The organism is Streptomyces sp. NPDC058525 (assembly GCF_042719495.1).
In the GTDB taxonomy this organism is placed as follows: Bacteria; Actinomycetota; Actinomycetes; order Streptomycetales; family Streptomycetaceae; genus Streptomyces.
Genome location: NZ_JBHXNP010000109.1, coordinates 15,891 through 30,791 on the forward strand (window position 1 = coordinate 15,891; position 14,901 = coordinate 30,791).

Sequence of the window (14,901 nt, forward strand, 5' to 3'; positions counted from 1 at the left end):
CCATCAGTGACAACGATCACCCCGAAACCCGGGAACCAGTCGGCCACCGGCGGCGAGGCCGGGCCCTCACTTCGCGGGCGGCCCGCCGCGCCCGGTACGCTCACCGCCGTGCCCCACGCTGATCAGCCCAGAACCACCCAGAAAGACGCCCCGGCAGCGCCGCCGGGAGCGCCCCGGCCCGTGTCCGCCCGCCCGACCCCCCTGGGCGAGCTGGCCACCCTGCTGGGCATCCGAGCGCCAGGCGCGGCGCAGATCACCGGCATCACGCACGACTCGCGTGCGGTGCGCCCCGGAGACCTGTACGCCGCCCTGCCGGGAGCCAGGACGCACGGCGCCGACTTCGCCGCCCAGGCGGCCGGCCTCGGCGCCGCCGCCGTGCTGACCGACCCCGCGGGCGCCGAACGCGCCGCCGCGACCGGCTTGCCGGTGCTCACCGTCGACGACCCGCGCGGCCGGATGGGCGAACTCGCCGCGACGGTGTACGGCAGCCCCGGCGAGGACCTGCTCCAGATCGGCATCACCGGCACCTCGGGCAAGACCACCACCGCGTACCTCGTCGAGGGCGGGCTGCGCGCGGCCGGCCTCGCCACCGGGCTCGTCGGCACCGTCGAGATGCGCATCGGCGACGAGCGCATCAAGTCCGAGCGGACCACCCCCGAGGCGACCGACCTCCAAGCCCTCTTTGCGGTCATGCGCGAACGCGGGGTCGAGGCCGTCGCCATGGAGGTCTCCAGCCACGCCCTGGTGCTCGGCCGCGTCGACGGCTGCGTCTTCGACGTCGCCGTCTTCAACAACCTGAGCCCGGAACACATGGAGTTCCACTCCGACATGGAGGACTACTTCCAGGCGAAGGCGGGCCTCTTCACGCCCCGCCGCGCCCGCCTGGGCGTGGTCAACCTCGACGACGAGTACGGCCGCCGCCTGGCCAAGGAGGCGACGGTCCCGGTCGTCACCTTCTCCGCCGACGGCGACCCGGCCGCCGACTGGCGCGCCGAGGACGTCGTCTTCGGACCGGCGAGCTCCACCCTGACCCTGCTCGGCCCCGAAGGACAGCGCGTCCGGGCCGCCGCCCCGCTGCCCGGCCCGTTCAACGTGGCCAACACGGTCGCCGCGATCGTCACCCTCGCCGCCGCCGGCCTCGACCCGCAGACCGCCGCCGACGGCGTCGCCGCGGTCCCCGGGGTCCCCGGCCGGCTGGAGCGGGTGGACGCGGGGCAGCCGTACCTCGCGGTCGTGGACTACGCGCACAAGACGGACGCCGTCGAATCGGTCCTGCGCGCGCTGCGCGAGGTCACCGAGGGCCGGCTGCACATCGTGCTCGGCTGCGGCGGCGACCGCGACACCACCAAGCGCGGCCCGATGGGCGCCGCGGCCGCCCGGTACGCCGACGTGGCCGTCCTGACCTCCGACAACCCGCGCTCCGAGGACCCCCTCGCGATCCTCGCCGCGATGTTCGAAGGCGCCGTGTCGGTGCCGCCCGCCGAGCGGGGCACCGTCCTCGTCGACGCCGACCGGGCCGCGGCCATCGCCGCCGCCGTCGCGCGCGCCCGGCCCGGCGACACCGTGCTGGTGGCCGGCAAGGGCCACGAGCAGGGCCAGGACACCGCGGGCGTCGTACGCCCCTTCGACGACCGCGAGGTGCTCCGCGCGGCCATCGAGACCCAGCAGAGCAATGCCCGACAGGCCGAGGAGAACCAGTGATCGCCCTCTCCCTCGCCGAGATCGCCGACATCACCGGCGGGCGGCCCCACGACATACCGGATCCGTCCGTGCGGGTCAGCGGTCCCGTCGTCATCGACTCCCGCCAGGTGGAGGCCGGCAGCCTGTTCGCCGCCTTCGACGGCGAGCACGTGGACGGCCACGACTACGCGGAACGCGCCGTCGCCGCCGGAGCCGCCGCCGTCCTCGCGGCCCGGCCCGTCGGCGTGCCCGCCATCGTCGTGCCCGACGTGGAGAAGGCCCTCGGCGCCCTCGCCCGTGCGGTCGTGGAGCGCCTCGGCACCGACGTGGTGGCCCTGACCGGCTCGGCCGGCAAGACCTCCACCAAGGACCTCATCGCGCAGGTGCTGCAGGCCCACGCACCCACCGTGTGGACCCCCGGCTCGCTCAACAACGAGATCGGCCTGCCGCTCACCGCGCTGAAGGCCACCGCGGAAACCCGGCACCTGGTACTGGAGATGGGGGCCCGCGGGATCGGCCACATCGCGTACCTGACCGGCCTGACCCCGCCGCGCATCGGCCTCGTCCTCAACGTCGGCACCGCCCACATCGGCGAGTTCGGCGGCCGTGAGCAGATCGCCCGGGCCAAGGGCGAGCTGGTCGAGGCCCTGCCGTCCGAGGCGGAGGGCGGGATCGCCGTCCTCAACGCCGACGATCCGCTGGTGCGCGCGATGAGCAGCCGTACGAAGGCCCGTACGGTCCTCTTCGGAGAGGCCGACGACGCCGACGTACGCGCCACCGAGGTACGCATGGCGCCGGGGGGACAGCCCTCCTTCACACTCCACACACCCACCGGGTGCAGTGATGTGACCTTGCGGCTGTACGGTGAGCACCACGTGTCGAACGCGCTCGCCGCGGCCGCCGTGGCCCATGTACTGGGCATGTCCGTCGAGGAGATCGCCACCGCGCTCTCCGGGGCGGGCACCTTGTCCCGGTGGCGGATGGAGGTCACCGAGCGGGCCGACGGCGTGACGATCGTCAACGACGCCTACAACGCGAATCCCGAGTCCATGCGGGCCGCTCTGCGCGCGCTAGCCGCGATGGGCGGCGCCGCCAGGGCGAACGGGGGACGTACGTGGGCGGTGCTCGGCCCCATGGCCGAACTCGGTGACGCATCGCTCGCAGAGCACGACGCGGTGGGACGGCTTGCCGTCCGGCTCAACGTGAGCAAGCTCGTCGCAGTCGGGGGCAGGGAAGCGTCCTGGCTGCAACTGGGCGCATATAACGAGGGTTCGTGGGGTGAGGAGTCGGTGGTCGTGTCCGACGCGCGAGCGGCGGTCGACCTGTTGCGCAGTGAACTGCGCCCGGGTGACGTCGTGCTGGTGAAGGCTTCGAGGTCGATCGGTCTGGAGCGGGTCGCGCTTGCGCTGCTGGAGCGCGAGGGCGAGGTCGCCGACCGATGAGGCAGATCCTGTTCGCCGGAGTCATCGGACTCTTCCTCACGCTCATCGGCACCCCGCTGCTGATCAAGCTGCTGGCCCGCAAGGGCTACGGCCAGTTCATCCGCGACGACGGCCCCCGCGGCCACGCCGGGAAGAAGGGCACGCCCACCATGGGCGGCATCTCCTTCATCCTGGCGACGCTCATCGCGTACGCCCTGACGAAGGTCATCACCGGTGAGCCGGTGAGCCTCTCGGGCCTGCTCGTGCTGTTCCTGATGGCGGGCATGGGCCTGGTCGGCTACCTCGACGACTACATCAAGATCGTCAAGCGGCGCTCGCTCGGTCTGCGGGCCAAGGCGAAGATGTCCGGCCAGCTGATCGTCGGCATCGCCTTCGCGGTGCTCGCCCTCCAGTTCAAGGACTCCCGCGGCCTGACCCCGGCCTCCGACAAGCTGTCGTTCGTCACGGACTTCGGCTGGTCGCTCGGCCCGGTGCTGTTCGTGGTCTGGGCGCTGTTCATGATCCTGGCGATGTCCAACGGCGTGAACCTGACCGACGGCCTGGACGGCCTGGCCACCGGCGCCGCGGTGATGGTCTTCGGCGCCTACACCTTCATCGGCGTGTGGCAGTACCAGGAGTCCTGCGTGAACGCGCAGGACCTCACCAACCCGGGCGCCTGCTTCGAGGTGCGCGATCCGCTGGACCTCGCGGTCGTCGCCTCCGCCCTGATGGGCGCCTGCTTCGGCTTCCTGTGGTGGAACACCTCGCCGGCCAAGATCTTCATGGGTGACACCGGTTCGCTGGCCCTCGGCGGCGCCCTCGCCGGCCTGGCGATCTGCTCCCGCACGGAGTTCCTGATCGCCCTGCTCGGCGGTCTCTTCGTCCTCATCACCATGTCGGTCGTCATCCAGGTCGGCTCCTTCAAGCTCACCGGGAAGCGCGTCTTCCGGATGGCTCCGCTCCAGCACCACTTCGAACTCAAGGGGTGGTCCGAAGTCCTTGTCGTGGTCCGCTTCTGGATCATCCAGGGCATGTGCGTGATCGTGGGTCTCGGTCTCTTCTACGCGGGATGGGCAGCCGACAAGTGACCTCCTGGCAGGGCAAGAACATCACCGTCGCCGGTCTCGGCGTGAGCGGCATCAGCGCCGCCCGCGCCCTGGCCGGCCTCGGCGCGGTCGTGACCGTCGTCGACGGGGGCGACAGCGAGGGCCACCGGGCCCGCGCCGCCGAGCTGGCCGAACTGGGCGTCTCCGTACGCCTCGGCGACGCGCACACCTTCCCCGAGGGCACCGAGCTGATCGTCACCTCGCCCGGCTGGAAGCCCGAGAGCCCGCTGTTCGAGGCTGCCGCGAAGGCCGGTGTCGAGGTCGTCGGGGACGTGGAGATCGCCTGGCAGCTGCGCGGCGAGAACGCCGCTCCGTGGCTGGCCATCACCGGCACCAACGGCAAGACCACCACCACCCAGATGCTGGCGTCGATCCTCAAGGCCGCGGGCCTGCGGACGGCGGCCGTCGGCAACATCGGCACGCCCATCATCGACGTGGTGCTCGGCGAGCAGCAGTACGACGTGCTCGCCGTCGAACTCTCCAGCTACCAGCTGCACTGGGCGCCCTCGCTGCGCGCCCACTCGGCGGCCGTGCTCAACCTGGCCCCGGACCACCTCGACTGGCACGGCACCATGGAGGCGTACGCCGCCGACAAGGGCCGCATCTACGAGGGCAACACGGTGGCCTGCGTCTACAACGTCGCCGACCCGGCCACCGAGAAGCTCGTCGAGAACGCCGACGTGGAAGAGGGCTGCCGGGCGATCGGCTTCACCCTCGGTGCCCCCGGCCCCTCCATGCTCGGCGTCGTCGACGGCATCCTCGTCGACCGCGCCTTCGTGGAGAACCGGCAGAAGAACGCCCAGGAGCTCGCGCACGTCGAGGACGTCACCCCGCCCGCCCCGCACAACATCGCCAACGCGCTCGCCGCGGCGGCCCTGGCCCGCGCCTTCGGCGTGGAGCCGCGTGCGGTCCGCGACGGGCTGCGCGACTTCCGCCCCGACGCGCACCGGGTGGCGCACGTGGCCGATGTCGCCGAGGTCGCCTACGTCGACGACTCCAAGGCCACCAACACGCACGCGGCCGAGGCCTCCCTGGCCGCCTTCGACCCGGTCGTGTGGATCGCGGGCGGCCTCGCCAAGGGCGCGACCTTCGACGAGCTCGTCCAGAAGTCCGCCAAGCGGCTGCGCGGCGTGGTGCTGATCGGCGCCGACCGGGCGCTGATCGCCGAGGCGCTGGCGCGACACGCCCCCGAGGTCCCGGTCGTCGACCTCGAGCGGACCGACACTGGGGCGATGTTCGCGGCGGTCCGGGAAGCGGCCCGGCTGGCGGAGCCCGGCGACACGGTGCTGCTGGCGCCGGCCTGTGCCTCGATGGACATGTTCGCGAACTACAACAAGCGCGGGGACGCATTCGCCGACGCGGTGCGCGAACTGGCCGCCGGGAGCGGTGCGGACACGGCCCGGGCCTAGGTTCCTGGAAGGGTTCCCTCCGGCCGGCGGCTCGCCTCGTACGAGTGGAGGGGAAGATCACAGATGCCGGCCAAGCAGATGCTGCCGGGACGGCGGCCGTCCGCCGTCAAGGCGCAGGGCCGCAAACGCCCCGCCGTGAGCGTGCGGCGGCCCGCCGGGCGCGGGCCGCTGGCGGGGCTGAGGCGTACGCAGGAGCGGCTGCGCAAGGCCTGGGACCGCCCCCTCACGGCGTATTACCTGATCTTCGGCAGCTCCATGCTCATCACGGTGCTCGGCCTCGTGATGGTGTACTCGGCCTCGATGATCAAGGCGAACGTGCTCGGCCTCGGCGGCGCCTACTTCTTCAAGAAGCAGTTCCTGGCCGCCCTGATCGGCACCGGACTGCTGCTGGTCGCCTCCCGGATGCCCGTCAAACTGCACCGGGCGCTGTCCTATCCGGTGCTCGCGGGCACCCTGTTCCTGATGGTCCTGGTGCAGGTCCCGGGGATAGGGGTCGCCATCAACGGCAACCAGAATTGGATCTCCCTTGGCGGTCCGTTCATGTTGCAGCCCAGTGAGTTCGGCAAGCTGGCACTGATCCTGTGGGGCGCCGACCTGTTGGCGCGCAAGGGCGACAAGGGGCTGCTCAGCCAGTGGAAGCACCTGCTGGTGCCGCTGGTCCCGGTGGCCTTCCTGCTGCTCGGGCTCATCATGCTGGGCGGGGACATGGGCACCGCGATGATCCTCGGCGCCATCCTGTTCGGCCTGCTGTGGCTGGCGGGCGCCCCGACGCGGCTGTTCGCGGGGGTGCTGGTCTTCGCGGGTGTGATCGTCGCACTGCTGATCAAGACGAGCCCGCACCGGATGGACCGGCTGGAGTGCCTCGGCGCGACGGACCCGGGCAAGAACGACCTCTGCTGGCAGGCCGTGCACGGGATCTATGCCCTGGCCTCGGGCGGATGGTTCGGTTCCGGTTTGGGTGCCAGTGTGGAAAAATGGGGGCAACTACCCGAAGCCCACACCGACTTCATCTTCGCCATCACCGGGGAGGAACTGGGACTGGCGGGGACGCTGTCGGTGCTCGCCCTGTTCGCGGCTCTAGGCTATGCGGGTATCCGCGTGGCCGGACGCACGGAGGACTCCTTCGTACGGTTTGCCGCGGGAGGCGTGACCACCTGGATCACGGCCCAGGCCGTGATCAACATCGGTGCGGTGCTCGGCCTGCTGCCGATCGCCGGAGTCCCGCTCCCGCTGTTCTCCTACGGGGGGTCGGCCCTGCTGCCGACGATGTTCGCGGTCGGACTGCTGATCGCGTTCGCGCGGGAGGAGCCGGCGGCGCGCGCGGCGCTCGCGATGCGCCAGCCGAAGACCGGCTGGAGGCGGACCGGGTTGAGATGGAAGTCGATGAGACGGCGCGTCAAGAAGCGTCCGTCCGGAGAGCGGTGAATTTCGGTGCATGTCGTACTCGCCGGTGGGGGGACCGCCGGCCACATCGAGCCGGCGCTCGCCCTCGCGGACGCCCTGCGCAGGCAGGACCCTTCAGTGGGCATCACCGCCCTCGGCACCGAGCGCGGGCTGGAGACCCGCCTGGTGCCGGAACGCGGCTACGAGCTGGGCCTGATCCCCGCCGTGCCGCTGCCCCGCAAGCCCACCCCGGAGCTGATCACCGTCCCCGGGCGGCTGCGCGGCACCATCAAGGCCGCGGAGGAGATCCTCATCCGCACCAAGGCCGACTGCGTCGTCGGCTTCGGCGGCTACGTGGCCCTGCCCGGCTACCTCGCGGCCAAGCGGCTCGGAGTGCCGATCATCGTCCACGAGGCCAACGCCCGGCCCGGACTGGCCAATAAGATCGGCTCCCGCTACGCGCACGCCGTCGCGGTCTCCACCCCCGACAGCAAGCTGCGCGGCGCCCGCTACGTGGGCATCCCGCTGCGGCGCTCCATCTCCACCCTCGACCGGGCCGCCGTCCGCCCCGAGGCGCGCGCCGCCTTCGGCCTGGACCCCAACCTGCCCACGCTGCTGGTCTCCGGCGGCTCGCAGGGCGCCCGCCGCCTCAACGAGACCATCCAGCAGGTCGCGCCGACCCTCCAGCGCTCCGGGATCCAGATCCTGCACGCCGTCGGGCCGAAGAACGAACTGCCGCGTGTCGACAACATGCCCGGGATGCCGCCCTATGTGCCGGTACCGTACGTGGACCGGATGGATCTCGCGTACGCCGCCGCCGACATGATGCTGTGCCGCGCGGGTGCGATGACCGTCGCCGAACTGTCCGCCGTTGGGCTCCCCGCCGCCTACGTCCCGCTGCCGATCGGCAACGGCGAACAGCGGCTCAACGCCCAGCCGGTGGTGAAGGCCGGCGGCGGCCTGCTCGTGGACGACGCGGAACTGACGCCCGAGTGGGTGCTCAGCCAGGTCCTCCCGGTGCTGTCGGACCCGCACCGCCTGTACGAGATGTCCCGCGCCGCCGGTGAGTTCGGCCGTCGCGACGCCGACGAGCTGCTGGTCGGCATGGTGTACGAGGCGATCGCGGCCCACCGGAACCGCTGAGGCGGGACGCACAGACGCAGGAGGCGCAGGAGTGGCCGGAGCGACGACCGCACAGCGTGGGACCCCGGGCTCCGGCCCGTCCGCCCGGAAGGGCGGCGGCTCTCCCAAGCCGCCCAAAGCCCCGAAGCCGTCGCGGGGATCCGGCCCCCTGGCCCCCGGTGCGCTGCTGCGCCGCCGGGGCCCCCTGCTGGCCGCTCTGGCCGCCGCCGTGCTCCTCGCGGGCGGCGGTACCTGGGTCCTCTACGGCTCCTCCTGGCTCCGCGTGGAGAAGGTCACCGCGGCCGGCACCGACGTGCTCACCCCCGAGCAGGTGCTGTCCGCGGCGGCCGTTCCGGTGGGCGCCCCGATGGTGAGCGTCGACACCGACGAGATCGAGAGCCGCGTCCGCGGCCGGCTGTCCCGCATCGATTCGGTCGATGTGGTGCGGGCCTGGCCGCACGGGATCGGGCTGAAAGTGACGGAACGCAAACCCGTCCTGCTCATCAAAAAGGACGCCAACTTCGTGGAAGTGGACGCTTCGGGTGTGCGATTCGACACGGTTCCGAAAGCACCCGCGGGCGTTCCGGTCCTGGAATTGAACGCGAAGCAGTCCCCGAGCGCCCGCCGCTTCGACGAGGAGCGGCTCCTGCACGAGGCCGTACTCGTCGCCGGCTCGCTTCCGGAGCCGATCGCCAAGGAGACCGCGCAGGTCAAGGTGGGTTCGTACGATTCGGTGGTGCTGCTGCTCTCCGGGGGCCGGACCGTGGTGTGGGGGAGCGGCGAACAGAGCGAGGCGAAGGGGCGCGCGCTGACCGCTTTGCTGAAGGCCGCGCCCAAGGCCGCCCACTTCGACGTGAGCGTTCCCACCGCCCCTGCGGTGTCCGGGAGTTGACGTCGGGTCGAACAGCGACGCACCCTGGTTGGCCAGCGATACGGGTGATCACATAGGGTGAAAAGAAAAACGGGAGGTTCGGCGTGTTCGTTGAACACGCGCTACTTGTCGACTTAGTGTCCTGTTCGGAAGAGTCCAGAGAACAGACACACCCCTAACCCTAAACTTCAGGGTGAGGGTTCGGGTCGGCGCGTTCGGACCGCCCCATTTCGGCATCAGTCGTCGCAACGCAGGCCCGCGAGGCGGCGACACGTAACTCGAGGCGAGAGGCCTTCGACGTGGCAGCACCGCAGAACTACCTCGCAGTCATCAAGGTCATCGGTGTCGGCGGCGGTGGTGTCAATGCCATCAACCGAATGATCGAGGTCGGTCTCAAGGGCGTCGAGTTCATCGCCATCAACACGGACGCCCAGGCGCTGTTGATGAGCGACGCCGACGTCAAGCTCGACGTCGGCCGTGAACTCACCCGGGGCCTCGGCGCCGGCGCCAACCCGGCCGTCGGCCGCAAGGCGGCAGAGGACCACCGCGAGGAGATCGAGGAGGTCCTCAAGGGGGCCGACATGGTCTTCGTCACCGCCGGTGAGGGCGGCGGCACCGGCACGGGCGGCGCGCCCGTGGTCGCCAACATCGCGCGCTCGCTGGGCGCCCTGACGATCGGTGTGGTCACCCGGCCGTTCACCTTCGAGGGCCGGCGCCGCGCGAACCAGGCGGAGGACGGCATCGCCGAGCTCCGCGAAGAGGTCGACACCCTCATCGTCATCCCCAACGACCGGCTGCTGTCCATCTCGGACCGCCAGGTCAGCGTGCTCGACGCCTTCAAGTCGGCCGACCAGGTCCTGCTCTCCGGCGTCCAGGGCATCACCGATCTCATCACCACCCCGGGTCTGATCAACCTCGACTTCGCCGACGTCAAGTCCGTGATGTCCGAGGCCGGCTCGGCCCTGATGGGCATCGGCTCGGCCCGCGGCGACGACCGCGCCGTGGCCGCGGCCGAGATGGCGATCTCCTCGCCGCTGCTGGAGGCGTCCATCGACGGAGCCCGCGGGGTGCTGCTCTCCATCTCCGGCGGCTCGGACCTCGGTCTCTTCGAGATCAACGAGGCCGCGCAGCTGGTCAGTGAGGCCGCGCACCCCGAGGCGAACATCATCTTCGGCGCCGTCATCGACGACGCGCTCGGCGACGAGGTACGGGTCACCGTCATCGCGGCCGGGTTCGACGGCGGACAGCCCCCGGCCCGCCGGGACAACGTCATCGGCGCCGCGTCCACCAAGCGCGAGGAGCCGGCCCCGGCTCCGGCCCGCGCCGCCGAGCCGGCCCGCCCGGCCTTCGGCGGACTCGGCACGGTCACCCCGCGCGAGGACCCCCCGGCTCCGGTCGAGGCGGTTCCGGCCGAGGCCCAGGCCCCCGCGCCGCAGGTCCCGACGGCCCGGCCGTACCAGGACAGCCCGGCCGAGGAACTGGATGTCCCGGACTTCTTGAAGTGACACCGGAGCAGCATCACGTGGGCGGCGCCCACTTCGCCTTCACCGACCGGTGGGGCGGGGTGAGCGCCGTTCCGTACGAAGAGCTCAACCTCGGCGGCGCGGTCGGAGACGACCCGGCCGCCGTTCGCGCGAACCGGGCACGCGCGGCGCGGTCCCTGGGGATCGACCCGGACCTGGTGGTCTGGATGAACCAGGTGCACGGCCGTGACGTGGCGGTGGTGGACGGGCCGTGGGGTGCGGACGAGGCGCTCCCCGCGGTCGACGCGGTGGTGACCGCCCGCCGGGGGCTCGCCCTCGCCGTGCTCACCGCCGACTGCACGCCCGTCCTGCTGGCGGACCCCGTCGCCGGGATCGCCGCGGCCGCCCACGCCGGGCGGCCCGGGCTGGTCGCCGGAGTCGTACCCGCTGCGGTGGAGGCGATGGCGGCCCTCGGCGCCGAGCCCGGGCGGATCGTCGCCCGTACCGGACCGGCGGTCTGCGGCCGCTGTTACGAGGTGCCCGCCGCGATGCGGGACGAGGTGTCCGGCGTGGTGCCGGCCGCTCGGGCCGAGACCAGCTGGGGGACCCCGGCCGTGGACGTGGTCGCCGGGGTGCACGCCCAGCTCGCGGAGGCGGGGGTGACGGATCGTCTCCGATCGGCGGTCTGCACACTGGAGTCGCGGGACCACTTCTCGTACCGCCGCGACCGGGTGACCGGGCGGCTCGCCGGATATGTCTGGTTGGAATAGGAAATGACGGACCGTAAGTCGGAGCTCGCGGAGAACCTGGCGCGGGTGCAGGAACGTATCTCGTCCGCGTGCGCGGCCGCGGGACGCAAGCGGGAAGAGGTGACGCTCATCGTGGTCACCAAGACCCATCCCGCGAGCGACGTACGACTCCTGGCGGAGCTGGGCATCCGTCATGTTGCGGAAAACCGTGACCAGGACGCCGCCCCCAAGGCCGCGGCCTGCGCGGATCTGCCGCTCAGCTGGCACTTCGTCGGCCAGTTGCAGACGAACAAAGTCCGTTCTGTGGCGGGATACGCGCAAGTGGTGCAGTCGGTCGACCGCTCCCGGCTCGTGACCGCCCTCTCCGCGGCCGCCGTGAACGCGGGCCGCGAACTCGGCTGCCTCGTACAGGTCGCCCTCGACGCCGAGTCGGGCGAGCGGGGATCCCGCGGGGGCGCCGCACCCGAGCAGCTCGCCGAGTTGGCGGACCTCGTCGCCGGGGCGCCCGGACTGCGGATCGACGGCGTGATGACCGTCGCCCCGCTGTCCGGTCCGTACGCCGGACGCGAACAGGCCGCTTTCGAGCGGCTGGTGGAATTGTCATCCCGCCTGCGCGCGGACCATCCGGGTGCCACGATGGTGTCGGCCGGGATGAGCACGGATCTGGAACAGGCCGTTGTGGCCGGTGCGACACATGTACGCGTCGGCACTGCGGTACTCGGCGCGAGACCCCGGCTCGGGTAACGTCGCCAAGAAAGTCGGACCACAGCAGAAAATATGGTCATTACCGCTGATGGGCGGGCAGACCACGTGGATCGCGGGCAGTTGGTGACATTCGTGACACAGCGGCACCTGCGACAGGGCGATCCACCACAGAGCGGAGGACTCGGAGAATGGCCGGCGCGATGCGCAAGATGGCGGTCTACCTCGGCCTCGTGGAGGACGACCGGTACGACAACCCGGGGTACGACCCCGACGACGAGTTCGAGCCCGAGCCGGAACCGGAGCGTCCTCGGGACCGGGCCCGGGAACGAGACCGTCAGCCCATGCACCAATCGCCCGTAACGGACGAACCGGTGCGATCCGTACAGCCTCCGGCGCAGCGGGAACCCATCCCAATTCCGGTGGAAAACGGACGTCCTGCGCGAATCGCCCCCGTGGCATCCATCACACCTGACCGCACCAACCTGGAGAAGAACGCCCCCGTGATCATGCCCAAGGTCGTCTCCGAGCGGGAGCCGTACCGCATCACGACGCTGCACCCCCGGACCTACAACGAGGCCCGTACCATCGGGGAACACTTCCGTGAGGGCACTCCGGTGATCATGAATCTCACGGAGATGGACGACACCGACGCCAAGCGTCTCGTGGACTTCGCCGCCGGTCTGGTCTTCGGCCTGCACGGCAGTATTGAACGCGTGACACAGAAGGTGTTCCTGCTGTCGCCTGCTAACGTCGATGTCACGGCGGAGGACAAGGCCCGCATCGCGGAGGGCGGGTTCTTCAACCAAAGCTAGACCGATCCGTCAGATACGGGACCGGGAACAGAGCGGGAAACGGGGAGAGGGAAGCGCGGGATGGGCGTCGCACTACAGGTGGTCTACATCGCTCTGATGTGCTTCCTCATCGTGCTGATCTTCCGACTGGTCATGGACTACGTGTTCCAGTTCGCACGTTCATGGGCACCCGGCAAGGCGATGGTGGTCGTTCTGGAGGCCACCTACACTCTTACCGATCCACCGCTCAAGCTTCTCCGGCGGTTCATCCCGCCGTTGCGTCTCGGGGGCGTGGCACTCGACCTGTCCTTCTTCGTTCTGATGATCATCGTTTACATCCTCATCAGCTTCGTGAGCACCGCTGCGAGAAGCGTGTGAACGATGAACTTCTCCGCGCGCGCGGGGACAGTCCCGATACGGTCTTGCCGACTGCCGACGACTACGTAGAGGTGAAGAAGACATGCCGCTGACTCCCGAGGACGTGCGGAACAAGCAGTTCACGACCGTCCGCCTCCGAGAAGGCTATGACGAGGACGAGGTCGATGCCTTCCTCGACGAGGTCGAATCCGAGCTGACGCGCCTGCTGCGCGAGAACGAGGACCTGCGCGCCAAGCTGGCCGCCGCCACGCGTGCCGCCGCGCAGAACCAGCAGCAGCAGGGCATGCGCAAGCCGGAACCCCAGGACCAGCGTGGCCCCGGCGCCCCCGTGCCCGCGGCCATATCCGGCCCTCCGCAGCAGCAGCAGCCGCAGATGGGCCCGCCGCAGCTGCCGGGCGGCCAGCCCCAGCTGCCCGCCGGCCCCGGCGGACACGGACCGCAGGGTCCGGGCATGGGCGGCCCCATGCAGCAGCACCCCATGGGCGGACCGCAGGGCATGGGCCAGCAGTCCATGGGCGGCCAGAACCCGCTCGGCCAGCAGATGCAGCCCATGGGCCAGCAGATGCAGCCGATGGGGCAGCAGATGCAGCCCATGGGTCAGCCCATGCACCAGCAGCCGCAGCAGCTTCCGCAGCAGGGCCCCGGTGGCGACAGCGCCGCCCGCGTCCTGTCGCTGGCCCAGCAGACCGCCGACCAGGCGATCGCGGAGGCCCGCTCCGAGGCCAACAAGATCGTCGGCGAGGCCCGTTCGCGCGCCGAGGGCCTGGAGCGCGACGCCCGCGCCAAGGCCGACGCGCTGGAGCGGGACGCGCAGGAGAAGCACCGCGTCGCGATGGGCTCCCTGGAGTCCGCCCGCGCCACGCTGGAGCGCAAGGTCGAGGACCTGCGGGGCTTCGAGCGTGAGTACCGTACGCGCCTGAAGTCCTACCTGGAGTCGCAGCTGCGCCAGCTCGAGACCCAGGCCGACGACTCCCTGGCCCCGCCGCGGAACCCGGCCGGTCCGGCCCTGCCGCCGTCGCCGTCGCCCTCGATGGCTCCGGCCGGTGCGATGGGGCACTCCATGGGCGGACCCTCGATGGGCGGCCCGTCCCCCATGGGCGGTCCCTCCCCGATGGGCGGCCCGTCGTACGGCGGCCAGCAGCAGATGTCCCCGGCGATGACCCAGCCGATGGCTCCGGTGCGGCCGGCTGCGCCGCAGCCGATGCAGCAGGCGCCGTCTCCCATGCGGGGCTTTCTGATCGACGAGGACGACAACTAGGCGCCGCGCCGTTCGGTCGGCAGTCGCCAGCTTTTCGGGCCGGGCCCGGTTCCCCTTCGGGGGCACCGGGCCCGGCCCGTTCCCGTACCCGGGCCGGCCTTCGTCCTCCGGCTGCGGGCCGGTGGCCGCCGTTGCCCTGGCGGGCGGTGCGCCGTGTTCTCCGGCTGCGGCCCGGTGGCCGCGCCTCAAACGCCGGCGGGGCTGGGTTTGGTGCCCCCGGGCGGGGGCGTGGCCCGTCGGGCATGGCGGTGGCTTCGGGTGGGGCGGTGCCCCTCCGGGGGCTCTCCTCGGCTCGGCGCGTGCGGGTGTGTCTCGGCGAGGCGGCCTGGGTCGCGCGCTCGTCCTGCGGGGAGCCCCCGGAGTGTCCCCGCCCCACGGCCCCGCTTCGTCCGAGACGGGGTACGGATCCGCCGGGGGGTGGGGGGTGTCCCCGCTTCGTCCGAGACGGGGTGTGGATCCGGCGGGGTGGGGGTGTGGGGACGGTGGGGGGTGTCCCCGCAGGACGAGCGCGCAACCCAGGCCGTACGGCCGAGACCTGGCCGCACGCGCCGAGCCGAGGAGACAC

13 protein-coding genes are annotated in these 14,901 nt (G+C 71.4%); all 13 read left to right on the forward strand.

What is annotated here, in order from left to right; genetic code table 11:
* Positions 1–6 precede the first annotated feature (6 nt).
* The 13 genes from ACFWP3_RS35050 to ACFWP3_RS35110 all read left to right on the forward strand — a co-directional run bounded on the left by ACFWP3_RS35050 (position 7) and on the right by ACFWP3_RS35110 (position 14,336).
* A complete protein-coding gene (locus ACFWP3_RS35050; RefSeq protein ID WP_384229319.1) occupies positions 7–1,701 on the forward strand; it encodes a UDP-N-acetylmuramoyl-L-alanyl-D-glutamate--2,6-diaminopimelate ligase in 1,695 nt (564 codons plus the stop codon).
* Positions 1,698–3,122 carry a UDP-N-acetylmuramoyl-tripeptide--D-alanyl-D-alanine ligase gene (gene murF, locus ACFWP3_RS35055; RefSeq protein ID WP_384229322.1) on the forward strand — a complete coding sequence of 475 codons (1,425 nt, stop codon included), beginning with the start codon at positions 1,698–1,700 and terminating at the stop codon, positions 3,120–3,122. The genes ACFWP3_RS35050 and murF overlap by 4 nt, the downstream gene beginning before the upstream one ends.
* A complete protein-coding gene (mraY, locus tag ACFWP3_RS35060; protein WP_384229325.1) occupies positions 3,119–4,189 on the forward strand; it encodes a phospho-N-acetylmuramoyl-pentapeptide-transferase in 1,071 nt (356 codons plus the stop codon). The genes murF and mraY overlap by 4 nt, the downstream gene beginning before the upstream one ends.
* On the forward strand, positions 4,171–5,616 hold the full coding sequence (gene murD, locus ACFWP3_RS35065) for a UDP-N-acetylmuramoyl-L-alanine--D-glutamate ligase (protein ID WP_384229327.1): 1,446 nt from the start codon (positions 4,171–4,173) through the stop codon (positions 5,614–5,616). Before mraY ends, murD begins: the two co-directional genes overlap by 19 nt.
* Positions 5,617–5,679: 63 nt before the next feature.
* Complete coding sequence (gene ftsW / locus ACFWP3_RS35070; protein WP_384229330.1) at positions 5,680–7,041, forward strand: putative lipid II flippase FtsW; 1,362 nt, start codon at positions 5,680–5,682, stop codon at positions 7,039–7,041.
* A gap of 6 nt (positions 7,042–7,047) precedes the next feature.
* Positions 7,048–8,142 carry an undecaprenyldiphospho-muramoylpentapeptide beta-N-acetylglucosaminyltransferase gene (gene murG, locus ACFWP3_RS35075; protein WP_384229332.1) on the forward strand — a complete coding sequence of 365 codons (1,095 nt, stop codon included), beginning with the start codon at positions 7,048–7,050 and terminating at the stop codon, positions 8,140–8,142.
* A 31-nt stretch (positions 8,143–8,173) separates the two neighbouring features.
* Complete coding sequence (locus ACFWP3_RS35080; protein ID WP_384229335.1) at positions 8,174–9,013, forward strand: cell division protein FtsQ/DivIB; 840 nt, start codon at positions 8,174–8,176, stop codon at positions 9,011–9,013.
* A gap of 278 nt (positions 9,014–9,291) precedes the next feature.
* Positions 9,292–10,497, forward strand: a complete 1,206-nt coding sequence (gene ftsZ / locus ACFWP3_RS35085) for a cell division protein FtsZ (RefSeq protein ID WP_384229337.1) — start codon at positions 9,292–9,294, stop codon at positions 10,495–10,497.
* A 17-nt stretch (positions 10,498–10,514) separates the two neighbouring features.
* A complete protein-coding gene (gene pgeF, locus ACFWP3_RS35090; RefSeq protein WP_384229348.1) occupies positions 10,515–11,225 on the forward strand; it encodes a peptidoglycan editing factor PgeF in 711 nt (236 codons plus the stop codon).
* Positions 11,226–11,228: 3 nt separating this feature from the next.
* The gene (locus ACFWP3_RS35095) at positions 11,229–11,948 is read left to right on the forward strand and encodes a YggS family pyridoxal phosphate-dependent enzyme (RefSeq protein ID WP_384229340.1); all 720 of its coding nucleotides are present in this window, start codon (positions 11,229–11,231) and stop codon (positions 11,946–11,948) included.
* A 149-nt stretch (positions 11,949–12,097) separates the two neighbouring features.
* A complete protein-coding gene (locus tag ACFWP3_RS35100) occupies positions 12,098–12,721 on the forward strand; it encodes a cell division protein SepF (RefSeq protein ID WP_384229343.1) in 624 nt (207 codons plus the stop codon).
* Positions 12,722–12,781: 60 nt separating this feature from the next.
* Positions 12,782–13,078 carry a YggT family protein gene (locus tag ACFWP3_RS35105; protein ID WP_362299998.1) on the forward strand — a complete coding sequence of 99 codons (297 nt, stop codon included), beginning with the start codon at positions 12,782–12,784 and terminating at the stop codon, positions 13,076–13,078.
* 82 nt (positions 13,079–13,160) lie between these two features.
* A complete protein-coding gene (locus ACFWP3_RS35110) occupies positions 13,161–14,336 on the forward strand; it encodes a DivIVA domain-containing protein (RefSeq protein ID WP_384229346.1) in 1,176 nt (391 codons plus the stop codon).
* Positions 14,337–14,901: the final 565 nt, after the last annotated feature.

What these genes read in the sequence shown, in the direction of transcription:
- mraY (WP_384229325.1), top strand. Translation starts at nt 3,119, where the DNA reads ATGAGGCAGATCCTGTTCGCCGGAGTCATCGGACTCTTCCTCACGCTC.
- murD (WP_384229327.1), top strand. Translation starts at nt 4,171, where the DNA reads ATGGGCAGCCGACAAGTGACCTCCTGGCAGGGCAAGAACATCACCGTC.
- ftsW (WP_384229330.1), top strand. Translation starts at nt 5,680, where the DNA reads ATGCCGGCCAAGCAGATGCTGCCGGGACGGCGGCCGTCCGCCGTCAAG.
- ACFWP3_RS35095 (WP_384229340.1), top strand. Translation starts at nt 11,229, where the DNA reads ATGACGGACCGTAAGTCGGAGCTCGCGGAGAACCTGGCGCGGGTGCAG.
- ACFWP3_RS35100 (WP_384229343.1), top strand. Translation starts at nt 12,098, where the DNA reads ATGGCCGGCGCGATGCGCAAGATGGCGGTCTACCTCGGCCTCGTGGAG.
- ACFWP3_RS35105 (WP_362299998.1), top strand. Translation starts at nt 12,782, where the DNA reads ATGGGCGTCGCACTACAGGTGGTCTACATCGCTCTGATGTGCTTCCTC.
- ACFWP3_RS35110 (WP_384229346.1), top strand. Translation starts at nt 13,161, where the DNA reads ATGCCGCTGACTCCCGAGGACGTGCGGAACAAGCAGTTCACGACCGTC.